The sequence below is a fragment of the Rathayibacter sp. AY1B5 genome (assembly GCF_002932795.1).
Classification (GTDB): domain Bacteria; phylum Actinomycetota; class Actinomycetes; order Actinomycetales; family Microbacteriaceae; genus Rathayibacter.
This window is the reverse complement of record NZ_PSWM01000028.1, coordinates 17,358-41,359: the sequence shown is the minus strand read 5'-3', so window position 1 is coordinate 41,359 and position 24,002 is coordinate 17,358. Positions and strand designations below refer to the sequence as shown.

Sequence of the window (24,002 nt, the reverse complement as noted above, 5' to 3'; positions counted from 1 at the left end):
AGCTCACTCGCGGAGACGGGCGCCGAAGCGCTCCGCCGCCACGGCCACGCCGCTCTCCTTCGCCGCCGTCGCCTCGGCCGCGGTGAGCGTGCGGTCCGGCGCGCGGAAGCGCAGCGCGAACGTCAGCGACTTCGTCCCCTCCGCGAGGCCGGTACCGCGGTAGTCGTCGACCAGGCGGATCGCCTCGAGCAGCTCACCCGCCCCCTCGGCGACGGCGGCGCGCACGTCGGCGGCCGCAGTGCCGACCGGCACGACCAGCGAGAGGTCCTGGGTCGCGGCGGGCAGCGCGCCCACCGGGCGGGCCACGACGACCCTCCCTGCCCGCGCGATCAGCGGTTCGAGGTCGAGCTCGACCACGGCGACGCGGCGCGGGAGGTCGAGCTCCTCGGCGAGCGCCGGGAGCAGCTCCCCCGCGTGGCCGATGACCGCGCCGTCGAGCACCACCTCGGCAGTGCGGCCCGGGTGCAGCGCGGCGTGAGCCCCCTGGCGCAGCACCAGCTCGGTGCCGGTCGCCGCGGAGACCTCGCGGACCACGTCGAGGGCGTCGCGCCAGTCGACGTCGCGCCCGGCGACACCGGGCTGGCGCACGACGGCGGCACCCGCGAGCAGCGCCGCGAGGTGCCGGGGCTGCGGCGGGATGCCGGCGTTCAGCTCGGCCTCCACCTCCGTGGACGGACGCGCCCCGCCCGCGGGGAGCGCCCCCGAGCCGAACGGGCGGCCGGCGGCCGGGAGGAAGACGGAGCCGAGCTCGTAGACCGCGAGATCCGTCAGCCCGCGCGAGCGGTTGCGGGCCGCGACCTGCACGAGACCCGGCAGCAGCGAGATCCGCAGCTGGCCCGCGGTCGCGTCGAGCGGGTTCGCGAGCGTGATCTGCTCCTGCGGCGTCCCGTCGACCGAGCCGAGCCGGTCGTTGATCGAGCGGGAGAGGAACGGGTACGAGAGCACCTCGGTCAGACCCGCGGCGGCGAGCGCCTGGGCCAGGGTGCGGCGCATCCTCTGGCCCGGGGTCAGCCCGCGGCCGGGAGGTGCGACGGGCAGGATCGCCGGGATGCGGTCGTACCCGGTGATGCGGGCGACCTCCTCCGCGAGCGAGGCGCGGTCGACGAGGTCGGGCCGCCAGCTCGGCGGAGTCACCAGCAGGCCCGCTCCGCCGGCCTCGACGGAGGCTCCGATCTCGACGAGCGCGCCCCGGATCTCCTCCGGGGTGTACTCCACGCCGATGAGGCCTGCGACGTAGCCGTCCGGCAGCTCGACCGGCTCCGCCGTGCGCGGGTCGGCGAGGACCGAGCCGAGCTCGTCCGCCGTCCCGCCGGCGAGCTCCACCAGCAGCTGCACCGCGCGGGCCGCGGCGACCGAGGCCACCTCGGGGTCGACGCCGCGCTCGAACCGCCGCGACGCCTCGCTCGGCAGCTTGTGCCGGCGGGCCGTCCGGGCGATCGAGACCGGGTCGAAGTTGGCCGCCTCGAGCAGGACGTCGGAGGTGGCGTCCGAGATCTCGGTGCGCGCGCCCCCCATCACTCCGGCGAGGCCGATCGCCCCGCCGTCGTCGGCGATGACGAGGTCCTCCGCGTGGAGGCGCCGGGTCTGGCCGTCGAGCGTCTCGAGCGTCTCCCCCGGTGCGGCGCGGCGCACCACGATGCCGCCCTGCAGGGTCGCCAGGTCGTAGCCGTGCAGCGGCTGGCCGAGCTCGAACATCACGTAGTTGGTGATGTCCACGACGAGCGAGATCGAGCGGACACCGGCCAGGCGCAGTCGCGCGAGCATCCACGGCGGCGTCGGGCGCGAGACGTCGACGCCCCGGACGACGCGCGTGACGAACACGGAGGCGCCGACACGGCCGCGGATCGGCGCCTCGTCGGCCACGGACACGGGGAAGACGGGCGCCGTCTCCGTGCGCTCGTGCGGAGGGAGCGCCTGAGCGGGGTCGCGGAAGGCGGCTCCGGTGGCGTGGGCGTACTCGCGGGCGATGCCGCGGATCGAGAACGCGTAGCCGCGGTCGGGCGTCACGTTGACCTCGACCGCGGCGTCGTCGAGACCGAGGAGCGCGACGGCGTCCGTGCCCGGCTCCGGGTCGAGCCCGAGCGAGGCGAGCCGGAGGATGCCGTCGTGGTCGTCCCCGAGGCCGAGCTCGCGGCTCGAGGCGATCATCCCGTCGGACACGTGCCCGTAGGTCTTCCGCGCGGAGATCGGGAACGGCCCGGGCAGGACCGCGCCCGGCAGGGACACGACGACCTTGTCGCCGGCCGCGAAGTTGTGGGCTCCGCAGACGATGCCGCGGACGTCCTCTCCGCCGTCGGCGGCCCGCCCGCCCTCCGGGGCCACGCGGACGTGGCACCAGTTGATGGTCTTGCCGTTCTTCTGCGGCTCCGGAGCGAGGTCGAGCACCTCGCCGACGACGACGGGACCGGTCACCTCGAAGCGGTGGACGTCCTCCTCTTCCAGGCCGACCGACACCAGGGCCGCGTGCACGGACTCCGTCGTGACGTCCTGCTCGAGGTCGACGTACTCCCCCAGCCAGCTCAGCGGGATGCGCATCAGATCACCATCCCGTACTGCTCGCTGAAGCGGACGTCGCCCTCGACCATGTCTCGCATGTCCTTCACGTCGTTGCGGAACATCAGGGTCCGCTCGATCCCCATGCCGAAGGCGAACCCGGAGTACTCCTCCGGGTCGATGCCGGCCGCGCGCAGCACGTTCGGATTGACCATGCCGCAGCCGCCCCACTCGATCCAGCGGGCACCGCCGACGAAGGTCGGGTGCCAGACGTCCAGTTCGGCGCTGGGCTCGGTGAAGGGGAAGTAGTTCGGGCGCAGGCGGATGCGCGCGTCGTCGCCGAACAGGATCCGCGCGACGTGCTCGAGGGTGCCCCGCAGGTGCGCCATGGTCAAGCCGCGGTCGACGGCGAGGCCCTCGAACTGCGTGAACACGGGCGTGTGCGTCGCGTCGAGCTCGTCGGTGCGGTACACCCGGCCCGGAGCGATCACGTAGAGCGGCAGCGGGCGCTCGAGCATCGAGCGGATCTGCACCGGCGAGGTGTGCGTGCGCAGCACCAGATGCGAGTCGACGGGATCGACGAAGAAGGTGTCCTGCATGGCGCGGGCCGGGTGGTCCTCGTCGAAGTTCAGGGCGTCGAAGTTGAACCACTCGTTCTCGAGCTCCGGCCCCTCCGCGATCTCCCACCCCATCCCGACGAACACGTCGGCGATCGACTCCTGGAGCAGCGAGAGAGGGTGACGGGCGCCGCGGCGCACGAAGCTGGCGCCAGCGGTGACGTCCACGCGCTCGGCCTCGAGCGCGGCCGCGTCCTCGGCCTCGACGAGCTCGGCCTCGCGGGCGGCGTAGGCGTCGCCCACCTGCTTGCGGGCACCGCCGACGAGCTTGCCGGACGCCGCCTTGTGCTCGGGCGGGACGGAGCGCATCTGCGCGTTGAGGCGGGCGAGGGCGGACCCCTCGCCGAGGTGGGCGGCTCGGGCGGACTTCAGAGCGGCGGAGTCGCCCGCCGCGCCGATGGCGGCGAGGGCGTCGGCGACCGCCGCGGAGACGGCCTCATCGGTGATCGGGTTGCTGTCTGACACGATCCCCCAGTGTAGGCGAGGGCCTCCGCCCCCTCCCGCCGGCCGCGCGCGTGCTCGTCGCGCTCGCTCACGGCCGGGCTCCCGTCTGCGCCGACGGCTCTCGAGGCCCCGCCGCTCGGCGCTGCTCGATCAGCAGGGGCGGGGGTCTCGATGCGCCGCCGCCGGCGGCTGCTCCACCAGCATGAGGAGGGGCGACCGCCGCGCCCCCGGAACGGATCGATCGCGAGTGCCGTCATCGCTCCACGCCTCCGCCTCGACGAGACCAAAGCGGAGCACCTCCGCCACATGCGCTGAGCGATCGCAGGAACCCCGAGGCGAACAGGAGAACCGCGTGTCAGCGATTCTCCGTAGCCGGGCGCAGGACGCTCTCCGGAACCCGATCCCGTCGGGAAGCCGACCGCGGTGAGGATCGCCCTCGGGCGATCCTCACCGTTCAATCCTGCACAGCGATCAGCTGCGTGTCCGTCTGCGCGCGGGCCGCGGGGTGGCCGCCGATGGTGCGGCCTCCGCGCCCGCCGCTCTTCGTGCGGATCTCGATCCACTTCGCCAGCCCCGAGAGGAGGAGGCAGATGCCGATGTAGATCGCCCCGATGACGATCGCGGCCGGGATGATCGGGCTGTCCAGGCTCGACTGGTTGCCCAGGTAGCGCGCGTAGTACAGCAGCTCGTTGTAGGTGATGATCGAGCCGAGCGCCGTGTCCTTGAGGGCGACGACGAGCTGGGCGATGATCACGGGCAGCATCGAGCGGATCGCCTGGGGGAACAGGATGAGCCGCATGACGCCGGACTTGCGCAGGCCGATCGCGTAGCCCGCCTCCTTCTGTCCTCGCGGGAGGGCCTCGATGCCGGCGCGGAAGATCTCGGAGAAGACGGAGCCGTTGTAGAGGGTCAGGGCGATGACCACGGCGAGGTAGGGGCTGAGCTTGAGGCCCGCGAACGGCAGGCCGTAGTACATCAGCATCATCAGGATCAGGACGGGGATCGCCCGGAACAGCTCGATGAAGAGCGTGACGGGGACGGTGATCCAGCGGCGGTCCGAGAGCCGGCCGATGGCCAGGAGGAGGCCGAGGACGAGGCTGGCGACGCCCGCCGTGGCGAAGGCCGCGAGCGTGCGGCCGAGGGCGGCGCCGATGCTCTGCCAGACCAGCGGGTAGCCGAACGCGCGCCACTTGGAGGCGTCGAACTGGCCCGATTCCGCGAAGCGCCAGACCACGAAGCCGAGGAACACCGCGATCAGCAGGACGACGACGACGCCGATGACGCGGTTGCGCACGATGGCCCGGGGGCCGGGGTTGTCGAAGAGGACGGAGCTCATCGGGCGACCCTCCACTTCTTCTCGAGCTGACGTTGGACGAGCGAGAGCAGGGTGACCAGGACCACGAAGACCAGGGCCACCCAGAGGACGACGATGAGGCTGTTCTCGCCGCGCTCGTTGAGCACGCGGACGATGGTGCCCGCCTCGGCGACCGAGAAGCCGGCGGCGACGGTGGTGTTCTTGAGCAGCGCGATCAGGACGCTCATGAGCGGCGGGATCACGGAGCGGAAGGCCTGGGGCAGGACGACCTGCGTCATGGTCAGGCCGAAGTCCAGGCCGATCGCGCGGGCCGCCTCGGCCTGGCCGATCGGCACGGTGTTGATGCCCGAGCGCAGCACCTCCGCGACGTAGGTCGCGGTGTAGAGGCTGAGGGCGCAGATCGCGAGGTTCGTGTAGTCCACCTGCGGCAGATCGAGCTTGGGGTAGCCGAAGGCGAAGAAGAACATCACCAGCGTGAGCGGGGTGTTCCGGATGGTGTTCACGTACACCGTGCCGACCGCGCGGGCGATCGGGACGGGCGAGACGCGCATCGCGCCGACGACCGTTCCGATCAGCAGGGCGAACACGAGCGAGACGCTGAAGAGGATCAGGGTGTTGCCGAAGGCCGGGACGTAGACGTCGAGGTTGTTCAACAGGACATCCATGCGGCTGGCCCTTCTGTCGGAGCGGTGGAGGTGGTCGAGGAGGGGGTGACCCCCGGGCGGCGCTGAGGCCGCCCGGGGCGCCTCCTAGTAGTCGTTCACCGCCGGCTGGGTGACGGTCGTGCCGGACTGGCCGAGCGTCTCGTCGTAGATGGCGCTCCAGGTCTCGCCGCCGTCGGTCAGCATGCCGTTGACGAAGTGGCGCAGGGCGTCGTCGTCCTTGGGCAGGCCGATGCCGTACAGCTCGGTGCTGAAGGGCTCGCCGACGACCTTGAGCTCGTCGGGCTTCTGCGCGGCGTAGCCGATCAGGATCGCGCCGTCGGTGGTGACGGCGTCGACGGTGCCGTCGGAGAGGGCGTCCACGCACTGCGAGTACGTGTCGAACTCCTCGGTCTTCACCTCGGGGTAGTTGGTGCGGATGTTCTGGATCGGGGTGGAGCCGGTGGCCGAGCACACGGTGGTGTCGGCGGTGAGGTCGTCCGGTCCGGTGATCGTGTCGTTGTCGGCGGCGACGAGCAGCTGCTGGCCGGTCTCGAAGTAGGGTCCGGCGAAGCCGACCTGCTCCTTGCGCTTGTCCGTGATCGAGTAGGTGCCGACGTAGTAGTCGATGTCGCCGTTCACGATCGACGCCTCGCGGTTGGCCGAGGGGATCGCCTGGAACTCGATGGCGTCTGCCGCGAAGCCGAGTGAGGCGGCGGTCCACTTCGCGATCTCGATGTCGAATCCGGAGCGCTCGCCGGTCGCCGCGTCGAGGTAGCCCAGCCCGGGCTGGTCCTCCTTGACGCCGATGACGACCTTGCCGTCCGCGGTCATCGCGTCGAAGGTCGGGCTGCCCTCGAGGGTGACGTCGGAGGCGACCTCGTACGCGGAGGTCCCTCCCTCGGAGCCTCCTCCGGCGCCGCCGCCGGCGGTTCCGGAGTCGCCGGAGCAGCCGGCGAGGGCGAGGGTCGCTGCTGCGAGTCCCGCGGTCATGAACATGAGCCTGGTGCGCATGATCGTCCTTCCTGGGGTTCGGCCCGCCGGAGCGGGCGATGTCGGGTCGGATCCCGGATCACGGGCCCGACCTGCCTGGTGGCTGCTGATCGCGCTTCTAGTGCGTGATCAGCTTGGAGAGGAAGTCCTTGGCCCGGTCGGTGCGGGGCGCGGTGAAGAACGACTCCGGGTCGGTGTCCTCGAGGATCTCGCCGTCGGCCATGAACACGACGCGATCGGCGGCCTTCCGCGCGAAGCCCATCTCATGGGTGACGACGATCATCGTCATCCCCTCCTTGGCGAGCCCGACCATCACGTCGAGGACCTCGTTGATCATCTCGGGGTCCAGCGCCGAGGTGGGCTCGTCGAAGAGCATCACCTTGGGCTTCATCGCCAGCGCCCGCGCGATCGCGACGCGCTGCTGCTGCCCGCCCGAGAGCTGGGCCGGGGTCTTGGCGGCCTGGTGGCCGACGCCGACCCGGTCGAGCAGCGCCGTGGCCTGGGCCTCCGCGTCCTTGCGGGAGACCCCGCGGACCTTGATCGGGCCGAGGGTGACGTTCTCGAGGATCGTCTTGTGCGCGAAGAGGTTGAACGACTGGAAGACCATCCCGACGTCGGCGCGGAGCGCGGCGAGGCCCGTGCCCTCCTCCGGGAGCTTCTGCCCGTCGATGGTGATGGTGCCGCCCGAGATCGTCTCGAGGCGGTTGACGGTGCGGCAGAGCGTCGACTTGCCGGATCCGGAAGGGCCGAGAACCACGACGACCTCACCCCGGTGCACCGTCAGATCGATGTCCTTCAGTGCCTGGAAGTCGCCGTAGTGCTTCTGCACTCCGGAGAGGACGACGAGGGGTTCACCGGCGGGAGCGGCGGCGCGCTCGTCTTGCGGGGCTGTGACCATGCCGTCAGAGAATCACACGGGGATGGGCCGGTCAAATCATGAGGGAATTCTTAACCGAAGGGTAACAACGCGCCCTGTTCTCCAGCTTGGCGGCTCCCCCGCGCCGATTCCTCTCAGGAACGCAGCGCGAACGCGCTCTCGTAGAGGCAGACGGACGCCGCGGTCGCGAGGTTGAGCGACTCCGCCGCCCCGTAGATGGGCACCGCGACCACGCCGTCGACGAGGGCGAGCGACTCGTCCTCGAGGCCGCGCGCCTCGTTCCCGAAGACCCAGACGGTCGGCTGGGCGAGGTCCCCGCGTGCGCGGACCTCGAGCAGATCCTCCCCCTTCACGTCGGCCGCGACGGAGCGCAGGCCCACCCCGCGGAGCCGGCCCAGCACGTCCGCGAGGTCGGCGCCGACCGCGACCGGGAGGTGGAAGAGCGAGCCGGTCGTGGAGCGCACGACCTTGGGGTTGTAGAGGTCGACCGAGCGGCCGGAGAGCACGACCGCGTCGGCACCGGCGGCGTCGGCGGCACGGATGATCGTGCCGAGGTTGCCCGGATCGCGGACCTCCTCGAGCACTGCCACGAGGCGCGGCTCGGAGGCGACGACGTCCTTGAGCGAGGTGGGGAACTGGCGGCAGACCGCGACGAAGCCCTGCGGGGTGACGGTGTCGGCCATCGCGTCGAGGACGTCCTCGGTCACGTACTCGATCTCGACCTCCGCCTCGGCGGCGGCGGCGACGATCTCGGGGTGCCGCTCCAGAGCGGTCGGAGTCGCGAACGACTCGACGATCAGCTCCGGGCGGTACTGCAGCGCCTCGGACAGGGCCTGCGGGCCCTCGAGGAGGAAGAGCCCCGTCTCGAGCCGGGCCGGGCGGCGGGTGAGCTTCGCCACGGAGCGGACACGGGGAGAGCGGGGGTTGTCGAGCATGCGGCGAGCCTATCGGCGCGGTGATCGCCGCCCCCGCAGACACGGCGCGGGACGGCCCCGCGAACGACGGAGGGGGCCGCGACCTCTCGGTCGCGACCCCCTCCGGGAAGCCGTGCTGACTACGCTGCGGCCTTGGGCGCCGAGGTGTCGGCGGGCAGCGCGCTCTTCGCGGTCGCGACGAGCGAGGCGAACGTGGCCGGCTCGGTGATCGCGAGGTCCGCGAGGATGCGGCGGTCGACCTGGACGCCGGCCAGGGCGAGGCCCTGGATGAAGCGGTTGTAGGTCAGGCCGTTCGCGCGGGACGCGGCGTTGATGCGCTGGATCCAGAGACGACGGAACTCGCCCTTCTTGGCGCGGCGGTCGCGGTACGAGTAGACGAGGGAGTGGGTGACCTGCTCCTTCGCCTTGCGGTAGAGGCGCGACCGCTGGCCGCGGTAGCCCGAGGCGCGCTCGAGGATGACCCGACGCTTCTTGTGGGCGTTGACGGCCCTCTTCACTCTTGCCATTGCTGTTTCTTCCTATCGATCCGTGTCGGCTGAGTAGCGACCACGCGGCGCAGCGGGCTGCGCCGGCGGTGGGCTACAGACCGAGAAGCTTCTTGGCGACCTTGGCGTCCTGCGGGGCGAGGACCTGGTCCTGGTTGAGGCGGCGCGTGCGCACGCTGGACTTGGACTCCAGGTTGTGACGCATACCGGCCTGCTGCTTCATGAGCTTGCCGGAGCCGGTCACCTTGAAGCGCTTCTTGGCACCCGAGTGGGTCTTCATCTTGGGCATGTTCTCTCCTTGTGAACGTCACTCCGCACTCGGCGGGGCGAAACCGGTGCCCCGCGAGCGGGGCGTCCACCGGCCCCGAGGCAGGGGCGGCGAAGTACTAGACGGACTCGGCCTCGGCCGTGTCCTCGGGGGTGTTGGCCTCGCGACGAGCGGCGCGGACCGCATTGGCCTCGGCCTTCGCCTCGGACTTGTTCTTCAGCGGGCCGATGACCATCACCATGTTGCGACCGTCGATGGTCGGGGTGGACTCGACCTGGCCGAACTCGGCGACGTCCTCCGCGAAGCGCTGGAGCAGACGGACGCCCATCTCGGGGCGCGACTGCTCGCGACCGCGGAAGAGGATCATCGCCTTGACCTTGTCGCCGGCCTTCAGGAAGCCCTCGGCGCGCTTGCGCTTGGTCTCGTAGTCGTGCTTGTCGATCTTCAGGCGGAAACGGACCTCCTTGAGGATCGTGTTCGCCTGGTTGCGACGGGCTTCCTTGAGCTTCTGAGCCTGCTCGTACTTGAACTTCCCGTAGTCCATGATCTTGGCCACGGGCGGCTTGGAGTTGGGGGCGACCTCGACCAGGTCCAGGTCTGCGTCCTGCGCGAGTCGCAGGGCGACCTCGATCTTGACGACGCCGACCTGTTCTCCTGCGGGACCCACGAGGCGGACCTCGGGGACGCGGATACGGTCGTTGGTACGGGGATCGCTGATTGCGTTTCTCCTCTGATCTCGGTGAGTGCAGCTGCGCTGCCGGAGTCTTCTCCAGCGCACCCGAGAGAGGTGATCGTCCCGTCCACGTCGTGCCTGCAGCACGGCGCTCGCACCCTGTGACGCGGTTCCCGAGGCGGACCTCGAGAGCCGCAGCCCTGCCTCCGGTGGTCTGACGACCCTCGGGGGCGGAGTGCTTCTGACCCGGTAACCTTGTGAAGCGGTCAAGCGCGGGTGGGAGAATCTCCACTTTCGAACCGAGGACATGCCTCGGAGCCCGGACAACCATAGCAGACCGGCGGCCCGCCCGACAGAGCGGATCCGGCCGCCCCTCGATCCGCCGCTCCGGCGGCCGCGCCCCTCCACCACGGACGACGAACGAAGGACCCATGGCCCAGTACGACGACGACTACACGCGACGATTCGGCGAGGACGGCGGAGCCTCCGACGTGGAGGCGGCCCGCGACATCGCGGAGGTCCCGGCGGTGGAGATCATCACCACCGCGGCCGTGCACCTGATGAGCGCGGCCGCCGTCAAGTGCGGGCTCGCCGACGAGCCCGGAGCGCAGGTCGACCTCGACGAGGCCCGCAAGCTCATCAACGCGCTCGCGGGCCTGGTCACGGCCGGCGCGCCCGACATCAGCGACATGCACGCCCGGAGCCTGCGCGACGGCCTCCGCACCCTCCAGCTCGCGTTCCGCGAGGCCTCCCCCATCGCCGACCCGATCGGCAAGGGCCCGGGCGAGAAGTGGACCGGCCCGGTCACCTGACCGGGAGTCAGCGGGCGGCGGCGAGCTGCAGCGTCATCGAGTCGACACGCTGCGCGACGGTCTCGTCGGCCGCCCACCGTGCCCCCAGTCGCGCGACCAGGGCTCCGAGCGCGTCCTGATCGAGCCCCGGGCGCAGGCTCAGCACCACCACGAGCTCGGGTCCCGCGAGGCGCTGCTCCGGGTCCCCTGCGCGCACCTCGAGCGAGGCGACCGCCCGCTCCCCCTCCGCAGCTGCGCGCAGAGCCCGGAGCACCACCGCATCGGCGTGAGCGGGCCGCCAGTCGCCGCCCTCCGCGATCGCCCAGAGGGCCGGGCGCCGGACCGCGAACTCCCGCTCGGACGCGGGGTCGAGGACCATCACCTCGGTGCCCTCCGCGACGGCCGCCAGGGCCGCGCGGCGCCCGTCGACCGGGACGGGACGGGCCGCGGGGTCCCACCGGCGCATGCTCTCGACGCCGCTGAAGACGGGGAGCACCGTGCGGCCGTCGGGTCCGGCGACCGTCACGATCGCGAGCTCCTGCGTCTTGTCCGCCCGGAGTCCCCCGACGCCCTCGGCCTCCTCGCCGAGGCGGGCGACCAGGGGGATGAGCAGGCGGGACGTGCGGAGCGCGTCGACCACGGCCTCCGGGCCGCGCGCAGCACGGGCGAAGGACGCGAGCGCGGCGACCAGCGCCTCCGGAGCGCTCCCGTCGTCCTCGGGCGCGGCGCTCGGCTCGAAGTGCCGACCCGCCCAGGGGGTGCCGGCCGAGTCGGTCAGATGCGCCGGGAGCGGGCGGGGCTCACTCGGATGCGACATCCAGGGCCTCCGCGAGCGTGAACGCGCCCGCGTACAGCGCCTTGCCGACGATCGCGCCCTCGAGGCCCTGCGGCACGAGGTCGCGCAGAGCGGCGATGTCGTCGAGGTTCGAGATGCCGCCCGAGGCGATCACGGGCCGGTGGGTGCGGGCCATGACCTGCTCGAGGAGCTCGAGGTTCGGGCCCTTGAGCGTGCCGTCCTTGGTGACGTCGGTGACGACGTAGCGGGTGCAGCCGGCCTCCTCCAGGCGGTCGAGGACCTGCCAGAGGTCACCGCCCTCCTTGGTCCAGCCGCGCGCGGCGAGCGTGGTGCCCCGGACGTCGAGCCCGACGGCGATCTGGTCGCCGTACTGCGCGATGACGCTCGCGGCCCACTCGGGGTTCTCGAGCGCCGCGGTTCCGAGATTGATGCGCTTCGCGCCGGCGCTCAGGGCCGACTCGAGGCTCCGGTCGTCGCGGATCCCGCCGGAGAGCTCGACGTTGACGCCCTTCACCTGGCGGATGACCTTCTTCATGATGCCGTGGTTGTCGCCGCGGCCGAAGGCGGCGTCGAGGTCGACGAGATGGATCCACTCCGCGCCCTGGTCGGCCCAGTCGCCCGCGGCGTCGATGGGGTCGCCGTAGTTGGTCTCGGTCCCGGCCTCGCCCTGCGTGAGCCGCACGGCCTTGCCGCCCGCCACGTCGATCGCGGGCAGGAGGACCAGGCCCGGGGCCTTGGTGAACTCGCTCATCGTCATCCTCAGTCTCGGAGCCGGTGCCGGCCCCTGGAGGCGCCGACCACCGGCCGATCCTAGTTCGTGCGGAGGGTGCCCAGCCAATTGGCGAGGAGCCGGAGCCCGGCGGCGCCCGACTTCTCGGGGTGGAACTGGGTGGCCGAGAGCGGCCCGTTCTCGACCGCGGCGATGAAGGGGCCGCCGTGGTCGGCCCAGGTGACGGCGGGACGCGGGAACGGCGGCATCACGTCGAGCGACCACTCGCGGGCGCCGTAGGAGTGCACGAAGTAGAAGCGCTCCTCGGCGATGCCGTCGAACAGCACCGAGCCGTCGGGGGCGGAGACGGTGTTCCAGCCCATGTGCGGGACGACGTCGGCCGGGAGGAGGTCGACCGTCCCGGGCCACTCCCCGAGGCCCTCGCTCTCGACCCCGCGCTCGACGCCGCGTTCGAAGAGCACCTGCATCCCGACGCAGATGCCCAGGACGGGGCGCCCGCCGGCGAGGCGCTTCTCGATGATCTCGCCGCCGCGGGCGCGGGTCAGCGCCGACATCACGGCGTCGAACGCGCCGACGCCGGGGACGAGGAGGCCGTCCGCCTCCAGAGCCCGCTGCCGGTCCCCCGTCAGCTCGACGTCGGCACCGGCGAGCTCGAGCGCCTTGACGGCGGAGTGCACGTTCCCCGAGCCGTAGTCGTAGACCACGACGGAGGCACGTGCCGAGCTCACAGCGCGCCTTTCGTCGACGGCACGCCGGAGACCAGCGGGTCGAGGGCCTTCGCCTTGCGGAAGGCGCGCGCGAACGCCTTGAACTCCGCCTCGGCGATGTGGTGCGGGTCCCTGCCGCCGAGCACCGTGATGTGCACGGTGAGGCCGGCGTTGAAGGCGATCGCCTCGAAGACGTGGCGCACCATCGATCCGGTGAAGTGGCCGCCGATCAGGTGCAGCGCGAAGCCCTCCGGCTCGCCGGTGTGCACGAGGTAGGGGCGCCCCGAGATGTCGACGACCGCCTGCACGAGCGCCTCGTCGAGGGGCACGAGAGCGTCGCCGAAGCGGGAGATCCCGGCCTTGTCGCCGAGCGCCTGCCGGATGGCCGTGCCGAGCACGATGCCGATGTCCTCCGCCGTGTGGTGGATGTCGATCTCGATGTCGCCGCGGGCACGGACGCGCAGGTCCGTGAGCGAGTGCTTCGCGAACGCCGTCAGCAGGTGGTCGAAGAAGGGCACGCCGGTCTCGAGGTCGGCGACGCCCGTGCCGTCGAGGTCGAGGGAGAGCTCGATGCTCGACTCGCTGGTGGCACGGCTGAGGGAGGCGGTGCGCCCGGGTGCGGCGCTCGGGGAGGTCATGCCTCCCAGTCTATTCGCGCCGCGTCACCGCCCCCGGGCGGAGCTCACTCGCGCGAGAGCGCCACCGCGGGGTCGGCTGACGGGGCGGGGAGGGAGGCGAGCGCCTCGAGGAACGCGGTCGTCTCCTCCTCCGTGCCGGCGCTGACGCGGAGGTGGTTCGGGATGCCGACGTCGCGGATGAGGACCCCGCGGGCGAGCAGGCCCTCGAACACGGCGGCCGGATCCGCGACGCCGCCGAAGAGGACGAAGTTGCTGCCGGTCGCGTACGGACGGTAGCCGAGGGCGCGCAGGCCGTCGATCATCCGGTCGCGCTGCACGATGATCTCGCCGACCATCGCGAGCATCTCGTCGGCGTGAGCGAGAGCGGCGGTCGCGGCGGCCTGGGTGAGGGCCGACAGGTGGTACGGGAGGCGGACGAGGCGGAGCGCGTCGATCACCGCGGGGTCGGCGGCGAGGTAGCCCAGACGGACGCCGGCGAAGGCGAAGGCCTTGCTCATGGTGCGGGACACGAGCAGGCGCGGTCGGCCGGGGAGGAGGCTCAGCGCGGTCGGTGCGCCCCTGCCGGCGAACTCGGCGTACGCCTCGTCGACCACGACGACGCCGTCGGTCGCGTCGTAGACCGCCTCGATCACGGCGAGGTCGAGCGGCGTCCCGGTCGGGTTGTTCGGAGCGCAGAGGAAGACGATGTCGGGCCGGGCCCGGCGCACCTGCTCGGCGGCGTACTCGGCTCCGACCTCGAACTCCGCCTCGCGCGGAGCGGGGATCCACTCCGTTCCGCTCCCCGACGCGAGGATCGAGTACATCGAGTAGGTGGGCGCGAAGCCCAGAAGCGAGCGCCCGGGACCGCCGAACGCCTGCAGGACGTGCTGGAGCACCTCGTTCGATCCGTTCGCAGCCCACACTCCGTCCGCGGTGAGCCCGTGACCGAGGTAGCCCGCGAGGGAGTCACGCAGCTCCCGGAACTCGCGGTCGGGGTACCGGTTGACGGTCCGGAGCGCCTCGGACACCCGCTCGACGATGTCGGCGATCACGTCGTCCGGAACGGGATGGGTGTTCTCGTTGACGTTGAGGGCCACAGGCACGATCGCCTGGGGCGCGCCGTACGGGTGCTTGCCCCGGAGGTCGTCGCGGAGGGGCAGATCGTCGAGAGTCGTCACCAGGGAATGGTAGCGAAGCGCCCGACCGGGCCGCCCGGCTCAGCGAGCGGTGTCGTACTCGGCCGGGACGGCGAGGCGCTGCCCGGGCTCGACGCCCGCGCTCGAGAGCTGGTTGAGGGAAAGGATGTCATCGACCACGTCGCGCGGGTCCGCCTGCGGGGCGAGCTCCTCGGCGAGCGACCAGAGCGACTCGCCCGCGTGGACGGTGACGTACTGGAACTCGACAGCCGCGGCATCGCTCGACGCGACCGCGCCGCCGCCGTTGAGCCCGAAGGCGAAGGCGCCCGCCACGATCGGCAGGGCACCCAGTGCGGCGACCACGACGCGGCCGCGGCGGGTGAGGCGCAGGCGGGTGCGGACGACCCGCGGTCCGGAGGACGCGTTCATCGGCTCGGGAGCGGACGGCAGGGCCTCGACGGGCCGAGCCGCGGACGAGTGCTGCAGCGGGCGGGAGGTGAGCTGTGCGGTCATGAGATCGCTCCTTTCGACAGGGATTCGGGGAGGCCCTCGGCCGGGAGGGCCACCCCGAACGCCTGTACCGAACATATCTTCGAACGACGGGACGGTCAAGAGACCCACCCGGCCGATCCGCGCGCGGACTCGCGCGCGACACACTCGAACGAATGTTCCGAGTCGGGAGTTCCGGCGGATACAGTTTCGAGAGCCTGGTCGTAGTACAGCAGCGACCACCGACATTCCTTGTCGGGTCGCGACCGGGCGGGCGCGCACGCGGCGTGCGCACCGGGAAGAGGGAGCATCGTGAGCGACGCGCAGACGGCCGGGACGCCGGCCGCCAAGACGAAGGCGGCCGCCGGACGGCGCCGGAAGAGCCTGAGCGCCAAGCAGCTCGCGATCCTCGACGCGATCCAGCGCTCGGTGTCGAGCCGCGGCTACCCGCCGAGCATGCGCGAGATCGGCGACGCGGTCGGCCTCGCCTCGCTGTCGAGCGTCACCCACCAGCTCAACCAGCTCGAGCTCAGCGGCTACCTGCGCCGCGACCCCAACCGGCCCCGCGCCCTCGAGATCCTCATCGACGTCCCCAGCTCGACGGAGGACGACGGGTCGTTCGAGTCGACCGCGACGGTCGGCGACGCGGCGATGGTCCCCCTCGTCGGCCGGATCGCGGCGGGCGTGCCGATCATGGCCGACCAGCAGATCGACGAGGTGTTCCCGCTTCCCCGCCAGCTCGTCGGCAAGGGCGAGCTCTTCATGCTCAAGGTCGTCGGCGAGTCGATGATCGACGCCGCGATCTGCGACGGGGACTGGGTCGTGGTCCGCTCGCAGCGCACCGCCGAGAACGGCGAGATCGTGGCGGCCATGCTCGACGGCGAGGCCACCGTCAAGGTGCTGCGCCAGCGCGACGGCCACACCTGGCTGCTCCCCCGCAACTCCAACTTCGAGCCGATCCTCGGCGACGAGGCCGAGGTGCTCGGGAAGATCGTGGCGGTCCTCCGCTCGGTCTGACCCCGCGCAGCCAGGAGGGGCCCGACCGGCTGCATACCGGTCGGGCCCCTCCTGCGTTCGGCTGGCACCGGCTGATCGGGCCGCGTGCCCGCCGTCGCGGTCGCGGGAAGGCTGTGGAGGTCCGCCGCCGTTCCGTCTGCGTGTCCTCGGACCGCCGCCGCGGGTCGATGGCGCGGGACGCCGCACCTCCCCTCGGACGCACGGAGCGCCCGCCTCCCTGACGGGGAGACGGGCGCTCGGGTGGTGGCGATCAGGCCTGGACGGCCGCCCGTGGAACTGCGAACTCGGTGAGCGAGCCCGCCAGATCGGCGTGCACGAGGGCGACCACGTGGGTGCCGCCCTCGACGTACTGGGTCGACAGGATCCGGCCGCTGCGGTGCAGGTGAGAGATGACGTCGCCGCGGTCGTACGGCACGAGCAGGTCGATCTCGACGTCGGGCTCGGGCAGGATCTCGGCGATCCGCGCCTCCAGCTCGTCGATGCCCTCGCCGCTGCGCGCCGACACGAAGACCGCGTCCGGAGCGAGACCGCGCAGCACCAGCCGCGTGCCCTCGTCCACGAGATCGGCCTTGTTGAAGGCGATGATCTCGGGGATGCTCCGGGCGCCCACCTCGCCGATCACGTCGCGCACGGTGGCGATCTGCCCGGCGGGATCGGGGTGGGAGGCGTCCACGACGTGGACGATCACGTCGGAGTCCGCCACCTCCTCGAGCGTCGACCGGAAGGCCTCGACGAGCTGGTGCGGAAGCGCTCGCACGAAGCCGACGGTGTCGGCGAGCGTGTAGAGGCGCCCGTCCTTCGTCTGGGCCTTGCGGACAGTGGCGTCGAGGGTCGCGAAGAGCGAGTTCTCGACGAGGACGCCCGCGTGGGTCATCCGGTTCAGCAGGCTCGACTTGCCGGCGTTCGTGTAGCCCGCGATCGCCACCGAGGGAACGGAGTTGCGCTTGCGGTTCGCGCGCTTGGCCTCGCGAGCGGGCTTCATCGCCGTGATCTGCTTCCGCAGGCGTGCCATGCGGGTGTGGATGCGGCGGCGGTCGAGCTCGATCTTCGTCTCACCCGGACCGCGCGAGCCCATTCCGGCCCCCGCGCCCACCTGGCCTCCGGCCTGGCGGGACATCGACTCGCCCCAGCCGCGCAGTCGCGGGAGCAGGTACTCGAGCTGCGCGAGCTCGACCTGCGCCTTGCCCTCGCGGCTCTTCGCGTGCTGGCTGAAGATGTCGAGGATCACCGCGGTGCGGTCGATCACCTTGACCTTCACCACGTCCTCCAGCGAGCGGCGCTGGCTCGGAGCGAGCTCGGTGTCGGCGACGACCGTGTCGGCGCCGAGGGCCGCGACGAGCCCCGCGAGCTCCTGGGCCTTGCCCTTGCCGAGATAGGTGCTCGGGTCGGGATGCGGGCGGCGCTGGAGCAGGCCGTCGAGGACCGTCGCTCCCGCCGTCTCTGCGAGCGCGGCGAGCTCGTGCAGCGAGTTCTCCGCGTCCTCCAGCGAGTTCTGCGAGTACACGCCGATGAGCACGACGTTCTCCAGGCGCAACTGGCGGTACTCGACCTCCGTGACGTCCTCGAGCTCGGTCGAGAGGCCGGCGACGCGTCGCAGCGCCTGCCGGTCGTCGCGGTCGAACTGCTCGCCGTCGCTGTTCTCGCCCTCGTGGCCGGCGCTCTGCAGCGCCTGGGCTCCACCCGCGACGAAGCGCGAGTACCCTGCCGAGCGCGACTGCGCGTTCGCCAGGACCCTCGAGACGACGTCCACGGCCTCGGTCGTGTCGGTCTCGTTCAGGTCTTCCGTCATCCGGATAACACTAACTCCTCAGGTGTTGATAGGTTCACTTCTCATGGCCGCCGAGCACTACTTCTCGAGTACTCCCGACGGCGACCTCCGGCCCCGCAGGATCCCGGTCCGCCTGGCCGGCCGCGACCTCGAGGTCACGACGGCAGGAGGGGTGTTCAGCCCCGGTCACGTCGATCTCGGCACGCGCGTCCTGCTGGACGCAGTGCCCGACGCCCCCGCTGACGGGGACCTGCTGGACCTCGGCTGCGGCTGGGGTCCGATCGCCCTCGCGCTCGCCCTCGCCTCCCCCGACGCCCGGGTGTGGGCGGTCGACGTCAACCAGCGGGCGCTCGAGCTGGTCCGTCGCAACTGCGAGGAACTCGGCGTCCTCAATGTCAACGCCGTGCTGCCCGAGGATGTTCCCGACGACGTGCGCTTCCGCACCGTGTGGTCGAACCCGCCGATCCGCATCGGAAAGGAGGAGCTGCACCTCCTGCTCGAGCGCTGGCTGCCACGCCTCGAGGAGGGCGCGGACGCCTGGCTCGTCGTGCAGCGCAACCTCGGCTCCGACTCGCTGCAGTCCTGGCTCGCCACCGCGTTCGCCGGACGGCTCGACGTGCAGCGCGTCTCCTCGGCGAAGGGCTTCCGCGTGCTGCGGACGACCCGTCTGGGCTGACCCGGCCCTCAGTCGATCCGGATCGTCCCCGTGAAGACGAGGTCGGCCGGACCGGAGAGCCCGACGTGCTCGCCCTCCTCCGCCGCGAACATCGTCACGCCGAGCGTGCCGCCCGGGACCTCGACGCGCCAGGCCTGCGGAGCGCGGGCTCCCGCCCAGTAGCGCACGGCAAGCGCCGCCGCCGCGGCACCCGTGCCGCAGCTCAGGGTCTCGCCGCTGCCGCGCTCGTGCACCCGCATCCGGATCCGCCCGATACCGTCGTGGACCAGGGGCTCGCCGGGGACGACGAACTCGACGTTCGCGCCGTCCTCGGGCTCCGGGTCGAGCTGCGGGATGTAGGAGAGGTCGGCGGAGTCGAGCTCCTCGTCGTTGCTGAGGGCGACGACCACGTGCGGATTGCCGAGGTCGATCCCGATGCCGGGGCGCGCGACCTTCAGCTCCTTCGCCCGCACCAGGGGCTCGCCGCCCGCCAGCTCCCAGCGGCCGAGGTCGACCTGGAATCCGGCTCCGCTGCGGGTCACGTCGCGGACGCCGGCGCGGGTGCCGATCGGCAGGGTGTCGCCGGGCTCGAGCGTCGCCAGGCCGCCCGCGAGCAGGAACGCGGCGTAGACGCGGATGCCGTTGCCGCACATCTCGGCGAGGGAGCCGTCGGCGTTGCGGTAGTCCATGAACCATTCCGCCTCGCTCTCCTCGGCCAGGGCCGCCGACCCCTCCGGGATCGCCCGGGAGCGGACGGCTCGGATCACGCCGTCGGCGCCGACGCCGAAGTGGCGGTCGCAGATCATCGCGATCTGCGCGGGCGAGAGGTCGACCTCACCGTCCGGGTCGCTGAAGAGCACGAAGTCGTTGCCGGTGCCCTGGCCCTTGGTGAAGTGCAGCTCGATCGTCATGGCGCACAGCCTAGCGAGGAGCGGGTGCGGCGGCCTGGGCGACGGCGTGCGCCCGCGACGCCAGGTCCGGCGCGTCGTACGGGAGCCGGTGGGCGCCGGCGTAGCGCCGGAACCAGCTGTTCTGCCGGCGGGCGTAGCGGCGCGTGAGGGCCTGCGTGGCCGCGATCGCCTCCTCCTCGCGGAGGACGCCGGCACGCTGGGCGAGCGCCTGGGCGTACCCGATGGCGCGGCCGGCGGTGACGCCGCGCTCCAGGCCGAGAGGGACGAGCCGCTCGACCTCGTCGAGCATGCCGGCCGCCCACATCCTCTCCACCCGTCGGTCGAGGCGCTGCACCAGCTCCTCCCGCGGAGCCTCGAGGAACAGGATCGAGGCGGGACGCCACGGAACCGGCTCGTCGGACATCAGCGCGCTGTGCGTGCTCCCGCCGGTCAGCTCCGCGATCTCGAGCGCGCGGACGATGCGCCGGGCGTTGTGCGGACCGATGCGCGCGGCCACTCCGGCGTCGATCCGGCGCAGCCGCTCGACGAGGACGCCCAGGCCCTCGCGCTCGGCGGTCTCCTCGAGGCGGCGCCGAACCTCCGGGTCCGTTCCCGCGAAGGAGAACTCGAAGACGACGCTGGAGACGTACAGGCCGGAGCCCCCGACCAGGATCGGCGTCGCTCCGCGCGCCAGCACGCTCTCGATCACCCGCCGCGCCTCGCTCTGGTATCGGGCGACCGACGCCTCCTCCGTCACGTCGAGGACGTCGAGCAGATGGTGCGGGACGCCCCGCCGCTCATCGACGGGGAGCTTCGCGGTGCCGATGTCCATCCCGCGGTAGAGCTGCATCGCGTCGGCGTTCACGATCTCGGCGGCGCCGCCGTCCTGCCGGATCGCCCCGGCGAGATCGAGCGAGAGGTCGGACTTGCCCGTGCCGGTCGCGCCGACGACCGCGATCAGCTCCGGCGCAGGATCGGGGGCTCCGGCCTCAGCGCTCGCCATCGAGGGCGTCGTAGATCGGCGTCGTCAGCGTGCCGGCGTCGCGCACGCGCAGAGACGGCAGCCCCAGGGAGACCCGGGGCGCACCGCTCGCACCCGGGGCGGCCGGAACCCCGCAGGACTCGGTCTGCGCCCGGTCCCAGGCGTCGCCCGCGCGGGTGCGGCGGATGCGGAGCGGCGCGCCGTCGGAGGAGTCCGCCAGGAGGTAGAAGGGCGCGGCGCGGGTGACCCGGACCGAGACCACGTCTCCGGGACGCGGCTGCTCGGAGCCCTCGGGCACGTCGAAGTGCACCAGGCGGCTGTCCTCGGCGCGTCCGCTCAGGCGGTGGGTCTCCGAGTCGCGGCGCCCCTCGCCGGTCGCGACCAGGACCTCGACCTCGCGGCCGACGACCGTGCGGTTCTCCTGCTCGCTGATCGCGTCCTGCAGGGCGACGAGCCGCTCGTAGCGCTCCTGGACGATCGCCTTGGGGATCTGGTCGGCCAGCGTCGCGGCCGGCGTGCCGGGCCGGATGGAGTACTGGAAGGTGAAGGCGGAGGCGAAGCGGGCCGCCTCGACCACCCGCAGGGTCTCCTGGAAGTCGGCCTCGGTCTCGCCGGGGAAGCCCACGATGATGTCGGTGCTGATGGCCGCGTGCGGGATGCGGTCGCGCACCCGGTCGAGGATGCCGAGGAACCTCTCGGAGCGGTACGAGCGGCGCATCGCTTTGAGGATGCGGTCGGAGCCGGACTGGAGCGGCATGTGCAGCTGCGGCATCACCGCCGGGGTCTCGGCCATGGCGTCGATCACGTCGTCGGTGAACGCGGCGGGATGGGGGCTCGTGAAGCGGATCCGCTCGAGTCCTCCGATGGTGCCCGCGGCGCGGAGCAGCTTCGAGAACGCCTGACGGTCGCCGAACTCGACGCCGTAGGAGTTCACGTTCTGACCGAGCAGCGTGACCTCGATGGCGCCGTCGTCGACGAGTGCCTGGATCTCGGCGAGCACGTCGCCGGGACGCCGGTCCTTCTCCTTGCCCCGCAGCGAGGGCACGATGCAGAAGGTGCAGGTGTTGTTGCAGCCGACCGAGATCGAGACCCAGCCGCTGTAGGTCGAGTCCCTCTTGGTGGGGAGCGTGGAGGGGAAGACGTCGAGCGACTCGAGTATCTCGAGCTGCGCCTCGTCGTTGTGGCGGGCCCGCTCGAGCAGGCTCGGGAGTGCGCCCATGTTGTGCGTGCCGAAGACGACGTCGACCCACGGGGCGCGGTCGAGGATGACGTTCTTGTCCTTCTGCGCGAGGCAGCCGCCGACCGCGATCTGCATCCCCTCGTGACGGCGCTTCACCGACGCGAGGTGGCCGAGGTTGCCGTAGAGCTTGTTGTCGGCGTTCTCGCGCACCGCGCAGGTGTTGATCACGACGACGTCGGCCTCGGCTCCGTCGGCGGACACGTAGCCCGCCGCCTCGAGCGAGCCGCTCAACCGCTCCGAGTCGTGCACGTTCATCTGGCACCCGAACGTGCGGACCTCGTAGGTCCTCGGCCGGGTCTCGACGACGGGCGACGGGGCGGTACCGAGCGTGCTCATGGTGTGGGATTCTACGCTCCGGTCGGACCGCTCCCGGCCCGCCGCGTCAGCGGAAGCGGACGCTGGACCCCGGCTTGCGGATCGTCTCGCGGACGACGCGCTGCACGAGCCCGCCGGCGTAGCCGCGCCGCGCGAGGAACCCCGTGAGGCGGCGCTCGGCGACCTCGTCGGACAGCGAGCGCAGGCTCGGCAGCCGCTTGCGCGCGAGCTCGAGAGCCGTGCGGTACTCGTCGTCGCCGTCCAGCTCGTCGAGCGCGGACGCGATCGCCTCGGGGTCGATCTTCCGCGCGCGCAGCTCCTGCTGGATCGAGGAGCGGCCGAGCTTCTTGCGGTCGCGCAGCGAGACGACCAGCTGCTCCGCCATGCGCAGGTCGTCGAGGTAGCCGAAGCGCGTGAAGCGCTCGAGGATCTCGAGCGCGTCCTTCTCGGCCACGCCCTCCGTGTAGAGGCGCGCCTCGACCTCGGCGACGGACAGGCTCTTGCGCGAGAGTCCGCGCACGATCCGATCCGCGACCTGCTCAGGGTCGATCTCCTCGGGGACCTCGATCGGCTCGCCGTCCTCCGTGTCGTCCGCGTCCTCGACGAATGCTGGTGCACGTCGGGCGACGTGGGCCGACAGCTCGGCGATCCGCTCGGAGGAGTGCGACGCACGTTCGTCAGGAGCAGTGGATTCCGACCCGGCGACCGCGGCCTTCCGGCCGGCAGGCCTCGGGGCCTCGGCGACCTGCGACGAGGCCTCGGGCGGTCGCCCCGCGGACTCGGGACCATCTGAGTCCGGAGCAGCCGGAGCCCAGCCCTCGTCGCCCGCCTCACCCCGGTCGACCCAGGGCAGGAAGGCCACGGGGCGGCCCTTCGCCCCCTCCGCGGCCTTCTCCGCCACGGGCTAGGCGCCCTTGCGCACGGGCTGCTTGGTCTCGATCGCGACCGGAGCGGCCTCGACGGCCGCGTTCGGGTCGACGATCACGCCGAGCTTGACCAGGATGCGCTTCTCGATCTCGGCGGCCACATCGGGGTTGTCGATGAGGAACTGGCGCGCCTTCTCCTTGCCCTGGCCGAGCTGGTCGCCGTCGTAGGTGTACCAGGCGCCCGACTTGCGGACGATCTCGTGCTCGACGCCGAAGTCGATCAGGCTGCCCTCGCGGGAGATCCCGACTCCGTAGAGGATGTCGAACTCGGCCTGCTTGAAGGGCGGGGCCATCTTGTTCTTCACGACCTTGACGCGGGTGCGGTTGCCGACCGCGTCGGTGCCGTCCTTCAGCGTCTCGATGCGGCGGATGTCGAGGCGGACCGACGCGTAGAACTTGAGCGCCTTGCCGCCCGCCGTGGTCTCGGGGCTTCCGAAGAAGACGCCGATCTTCTCGCGCAGCTGGTTGATGAAGATCATCGTGGTGTTGGTGGTGTTCAGTCCGCCGGTCAGCTTGCGCAGCGCCTGGGACATGAGGCGGGCCTGCAGGCCGACGTGGGAGTCGCCCATCTCGCCCTCGATCTCGGCTCGCGGCACGAGGGCCGCGACGGAGTCGATCACGATGAGGTCGATCGAGCCCGATCGCACGAGCATGTCGGCGATCTCGAGCGCCTGCTCTCCGGTGTCGGGCTGCGACACGAGGAGGGAGTCGATGTCGACGCCGAGCTTCTTGGCGTACTCGGGGTCGAGCGCGTGCTCCGCGTCGATGAACGCGGCGATGCCGCCGTTCCGCTGGGCGTTCGCGATCGCGTGCAGCGTGAGAGTCGTCTTTCCGGAGGACTCGGGGCCGTAGATCTCGACGATGCGGCCGCGGGGAAGCCCGCCGATCCCGAGCGCGACGTCGAGCGCGATCGAACCGGTCTGGATCACCTCGACGGGGGCGCGGTCGTCGCTGCCGAGGCGCATGACGGCGCCCTTGCCGAACTGGCGGTCGATCTGGGCGAGTGCGGTCTCGAGGGACTTCTCGCGGTCGGAGGAACTGGGCATGGCCGTCTCGCTCTCGTGTTCGTGGTGGTGTCGCCTACAGGCTGTCGCGACATGCCGGTGGCTGTCGGAGTGACAGTGCCGGCCGGCTGCGACAAGGCGGTGAAGCAGGTCCGTTCAGGTGTCTCCGACGGTACGCCCGACCACCGACATCGGGGC

General features: G+C 71.7%; 25 protein-coding genes. 3 read left to right on the top strand and 22 right to left on the bottom strand.

From position 1 onward, the window contains the following. Positions 1–3 precede the first annotated feature (3 nt). The 10 genes from pheT to infC form a co-directional block, all read right to left on the bottom strand. A complete protein-coding gene (pheT, locus tag C5D44_RS15120) occupies positions 4–2,535 on the bottom strand; it encodes a phenylalanine--tRNA ligase subunit beta (protein WP_104282134.1) in 2,532 nt (843 codons plus the stop codon). Further along, positions 2,535–3,575: a phenylalanine--tRNA ligase subunit alpha gene (gene pheS / locus C5D44_RS15115; protein ID WP_104226313.1), complete on the bottom strand. Its 1,041-nt coding sequence runs from the start codon at positions 3,573–3,575 to the stop codon at positions 2,535–2,537. The genes pheT and pheS overlap by 1 nt, the downstream gene beginning before the upstream one ends. Positions 3,576–4,008: 433 nt before the next feature. After that, positions 4,009–4,890, bottom strand: a complete 882-nt coding sequence (locus C5D44_RS15110) for an amino acid ABC transporter permease (protein ID WP_104276096.1) — start codon at positions 4,888–4,890, stop codon at positions 4,009–4,011. After that, a complete protein-coding gene (locus C5D44_RS15105) occupies positions 4,887–5,534 on the bottom strand; it encodes an amino acid ABC transporter permease (protein WP_104224491.1) in 648 nt (215 codons plus the stop codon). Before C5D44_RS15105 ends, C5D44_RS15110 begins: the two co-directional genes overlap by 4 nt. 84 nt (positions 5,535–5,618) lie before the next feature. Continuing rightward, on the bottom strand, positions 5,619–6,524 hold the full coding sequence (locus C5D44_RS15100) for a glutamate ABC transporter substrate-binding protein (RefSeq protein ID WP_181118529.1): 906 nt from the start codon (positions 6,522–6,524) through the stop codon (positions 5,619–5,621). A gap of 97 nt (positions 6,525–6,621) precedes the next feature. Beyond that, positions 6,622–7,401: an amino acid ABC transporter ATP-binding protein gene (locus C5D44_RS15095; RefSeq protein ID WP_104282132.1), complete on the bottom strand. Its 780-nt coding sequence runs from the start codon at positions 7,399–7,401 to the stop codon at positions 6,622–6,624. A 113-nt stretch (positions 7,402–7,514) separates the two neighbouring features. Beyond that, entirely contained in the window at positions 7,515–8,315 is an 801-nt protein-coding gene (locus tag C5D44_RS15090) for an RNA methyltransferase (RefSeq protein ID WP_104276100.1), read from the bottom strand. Positions 8,316–8,434: 119 nt separating this feature from the next. After that, complete coding sequence (rplT, locus tag C5D44_RS15085) at positions 8,435–8,821, bottom strand: 50S ribosomal protein L20 (protein ID WP_104224487.1); 387 nt, start codon at positions 8,819–8,821, stop codon at positions 8,435–8,437. Between the two features lie 73 nt (positions 8,822–8,894). Continuing rightward, on the bottom strand, positions 8,895–9,089 hold the full coding sequence (gene rpmI / locus C5D44_RS15080; protein WP_056042364.1) for a 50S ribosomal protein L35: 195 nt from the start codon (positions 9,087–9,089) through the stop codon (positions 8,895–8,897). Between the two features lie 97 nt (positions 9,090–9,186). Continuing rightward, positions 9,187–9,735, bottom strand: coding sequence for a translation initiation factor IF-3 (infC, locus tag C5D44_RS15075; RefSeq protein ID WP_374952931.1), 549 nt, complete (start codon positions 9,733–9,735; stop codon positions 9,187–9,189). A 437-nt stretch (positions 9,736–10,172) separates the two neighbouring features. On the opposite strand from infC, the gene C5D44_RS15070 reads away from it, so the two are divergent. Continuing rightward, positions 10,173–10,553: a DUF1844 domain-containing protein gene (locus C5D44_RS15070; RefSeq protein WP_104313470.1), complete on the top strand. Its 381-nt coding sequence runs from the start codon at positions 10,173–10,175 to the stop codon at positions 10,551–10,553. Between the two features lie 7 nt (positions 10,554–10,560). On the opposite strand, the gene C5D44_RS15065 is transcribed toward C5D44_RS15070, so the two are convergent. The 6 genes from C5D44_RS15065 to C5D44_RS15040 are packed head-to-tail and all read right to left on the bottom strand — an operon-like array spanning position 10,561 to position 15,031. Continuing rightward, entirely contained in the window at positions 10,561–11,349 is a 789-nt protein-coding gene (locus C5D44_RS15065) for an SseB family protein (protein WP_104282131.1), read from the bottom strand. Then, the gene (gene priA / locus C5D44_RS15060; RefSeq protein WP_104276102.1) at positions 11,333–12,079 is read right to left on the bottom strand and encodes a bifunctional 1-(5-phosphoribosyl)-5-((5-phosphoribosylamino)methylideneamino)imidazole-4-carboxamide isomerase/phosphoribosylanthranilate isomerase PriA; all 747 of its coding nucleotides are present in this window, start codon (positions 12,077–12,079) and stop codon (positions 11,333–11,335) included. Before priA ends, C5D44_RS15065 begins: the two co-directional genes overlap by 17 nt. Before the next feature lie 59 nt (positions 12,080–12,138). After that, positions 12,139–12,786 carry an imidazole glycerol phosphate synthase subunit HisH gene (hisH, locus tag C5D44_RS15055; RefSeq protein ID WP_104282130.1) on the bottom strand — a complete coding sequence of 216 codons (648 nt, stop codon included), beginning with the start codon at positions 12,784–12,786 and terminating at the stop codon, positions 12,139–12,141. Next, entirely contained in the window at positions 12,783–13,403 is a 621-nt protein-coding gene (gene hisB, locus C5D44_RS15050; RefSeq protein WP_104282129.1) for an imidazoleglycerol-phosphate dehydratase HisB, read from the bottom strand. Before hisB ends, hisH begins: the two co-directional genes overlap by 4 nt. Before the next feature lie 44 nt (positions 13,404–13,447). Then, entirely contained in the window at positions 13,448–14,563 is a 1,116-nt protein-coding gene (locus tag C5D44_RS15045) for a histidinol-phosphate transaminase (protein WP_104276105.1), read from the bottom strand. Between the two features lie 36 nt (positions 14,564–14,599). Continuing rightward, positions 14,600–15,031, bottom strand: coding sequence for a LysM peptidoglycan-binding domain-containing protein (locus C5D44_RS15040; RefSeq protein WP_374953952.1), 432 nt, complete (start codon positions 15,029–15,031; stop codon positions 14,600–14,602). A 288-nt stretch (positions 15,032–15,319) separates the two neighbouring features. Here C5D44_RS15040 and lexA point away from each other — a divergent pair, with 288 nt between their 5' ends. Further along, positions 15,320–16,024, top strand: a complete 705-nt coding sequence (lexA, locus tag C5D44_RS15035) for a transcriptional repressor LexA (RefSeq protein ID WP_104276106.1) — start codon at positions 15,320–15,322, stop codon at positions 16,022–16,024. 250 nt (positions 16,025–16,274) lie between these two features. Here lexA and hflX read toward each other — a convergent pair whose 3' ends face one another. Then, on the bottom strand, positions 16,275–17,813 hold the full coding sequence (gene hflX / locus C5D44_RS15030) for a GTPase HflX (RefSeq protein ID WP_104282128.1): 1,539 nt from the start codon (positions 17,811–17,813) through the stop codon (positions 16,275–16,277). A gap of 43 nt (positions 17,814–17,856) precedes the next feature. Between hflX and C5D44_RS15025 the strand changes: the two genes are divergently transcribed. After that, on the top strand, positions 17,857–18,468 hold the full coding sequence (locus C5D44_RS15025) for a class I SAM-dependent methyltransferase (protein ID WP_104282127.1): 612 nt from the start codon (positions 17,857–17,859) through the stop codon (positions 18,466–18,468). Positions 18,469–18,476: 8 nt separating this feature from the next. On the opposite strand, the gene dapF is transcribed toward C5D44_RS15025, so the two are convergent. The 5 genes from dapF to recA are packed head-to-tail and all read right to left on the bottom strand — an operon-like array spanning position 18,477 to position 23,846. Beyond that, positions 18,477–19,358 (bottom strand): diaminopimelate epimerase, encoded by an 882-nt coding sequence (gene dapF, locus C5D44_RS15020; protein ID WP_104276109.1) that lies wholly within the window; start codon positions 19,356–19,358, stop codon positions 18,477–18,479. A 10-nt stretch (positions 19,359–19,368) separates the two neighbouring features. Continuing rightward, the gene (gene miaA, locus C5D44_RS15015) at positions 19,369–20,340 is read right to left on the bottom strand and encodes a tRNA (adenosine(37)-N6)-dimethylallyltransferase MiaA (RefSeq protein ID WP_104276110.1); all 972 of its coding nucleotides are present in this window, start codon (positions 20,338–20,340) and stop codon (positions 19,369–19,371) included. After that, on the bottom strand, positions 20,327–21,895 hold the full coding sequence (gene miaB / locus C5D44_RS15010; RefSeq protein WP_104276111.1) for a tRNA (N6-isopentenyl adenosine(37)-C2)-methylthiotransferase MiaB: 1,569 nt from the start codon (positions 21,893–21,895) through the stop codon (positions 20,327–20,329). The genes miaA and miaB overlap by 14 nt, the downstream gene beginning before the upstream one ends. A gap of 46 nt (positions 21,896–21,941) precedes the next feature. After that, on the bottom strand, positions 21,942–22,775 hold the full coding sequence (locus C5D44_RS15005) for a regulatory protein RecX (protein WP_104276112.1): 834 nt from the start codon (positions 22,773–22,775) through the stop codon (positions 21,942–21,944). A 3-nt stretch (positions 22,776–22,778) separates the two neighbouring features. Beyond that, entirely contained in the window at positions 22,779–23,846 is a 1,068-nt protein-coding gene (recA, locus tag C5D44_RS15000; protein WP_104224475.1) for a recombinase RecA, read from the bottom strand. Positions 23,847–24,002 lie beyond the last annotated feature (156 nt).

What these genes read in the sequence shown, in the direction of transcription:
- pheT (WP_104282134.1), bottom strand. Translation starts at nt 2,535, where the DNA reads ATGCGCATCCCGCTGAGCTGGCTGGGGGAGTACGTCGACCTCGAGCAG.
- C5D44_RS15110 (WP_104276096.1), bottom strand. Translation starts at nt 4,890, where the DNA reads ATGAGCTCCGTCCTCTTCGACAACCCCGGCCCCCGGGCCATCGTGCGC.
- C5D44_RS15105 (WP_104224491.1), bottom strand. Translation starts at nt 5,534, where the DNA reads ATGGATGTCCTGTTGAACAACCTCGACGTCTACGTCCCGGCCTTCGGC.
- C5D44_RS15100 (WP_181118529.1), bottom strand. Translation starts at nt 6,524, where the DNA reads ATGCGCACCAGGCTCATGTTCATGACCGCGGGACTCGCAGCAGCGACC.
- C5D44_RS15095 (WP_104282132.1), bottom strand. Translation starts at nt 7,401, where the DNA reads ATGGTCACAGCCCCGCAAGACGAGCGCGCCGCCGCTCCCGCCGGTGAA.
- C5D44_RS15090 (WP_104276100.1), bottom strand. Translation starts at nt 8,315, where the DNA reads ATGCTCGACAACCCCCGCTCTCCCCGTGTCCGCTCCGTGGCGAAGCTC.
- rplT (WP_104224487.1), bottom strand. Translation starts at nt 8,821, where the DNA reads ATGGCAAGAGTGAAGAGGGCCGTCAACGCCCACAAGAAGCGTCGGGTC.
- rpmI (WP_056042364.1), bottom strand. Translation starts at nt 9,089, where the DNA reads ATGCCCAAGATGAAGACCCACTCGGGTGCCAAGAAGCGCTTCAAGGTG.
- C5D44_RS15070 (WP_104313470.1), top strand. Translation starts at nt 10,173, where the DNA reads ATGGCCCAGTACGACGACGACTACACGCGACGATTCGGCGAGGACGGC.
- C5D44_RS15065 (WP_104282131.1), bottom strand. Translation starts at nt 11,349, where the DNA reads ATGTCGCATCCGAGTGAGCCCCGCCCGCTCCCGGCGCATCTGACCGAC.
- priA (WP_104276102.1), bottom strand. Translation starts at nt 12,079, where the DNA reads ATGAGCGAGTTCACCAAGGCCCCGGGCCTGGTCCTCCTGCCCGCGATC.
- hisB (WP_104282129.1), bottom strand. Translation starts at nt 13,403, where the DNA reads ATGACCTCCCCGAGCGCCGCACCCGGGCGCACCGCCTCCCTCAGCCGT.
- C5D44_RS15040 (WP_374953952.1), bottom strand. Translation starts at nt 15,031, where the DNA reads ATGACCGCACAGCTCACCTCCCGCCCGCTGCAGCACTCGTCCGCGGCT.
- hflX (WP_104282128.1), bottom strand. Translation starts at nt 17,813, where the DNA reads ATGACGGAAGACCTGAACGAGACCGACACGACCGAGGCCGTGGACGTC.
- C5D44_RS15025 (WP_104282127.1), top strand. Translation starts at nt 17,857, where the DNA reads ATGGCCGCCGAGCACTACTTCTCGAGTACTCCCGACGGCGACCTCCGG.
- dapF (WP_104276109.1), bottom strand. Translation starts at nt 19,358, where the DNA reads ATGACGATCGAGCTGCACTTCACCAAGGGCCAGGGCACCGGCAACGAC.
- miaA (WP_104276110.1), bottom strand. Translation starts at nt 20,340, where the DNA reads ATGGCGAGCGCTGAGGCCGGAGCCCCCGATCCTGCGCCGGAGCTGATC.
- miaB (WP_104276111.1), bottom strand. Translation starts at nt 21,895, where the DNA reads ATGAGCACGCTCGGTACCGCCCCGTCGCCCGTCGTCGAGACCCGGCCG.
- recA (WP_104224475.1), bottom strand. Translation starts at nt 23,846, where the DNA reads ATGCCCAGTTCCTCCGACCGCGAGAAGTCCCTCGAGACCGCACTCGCC.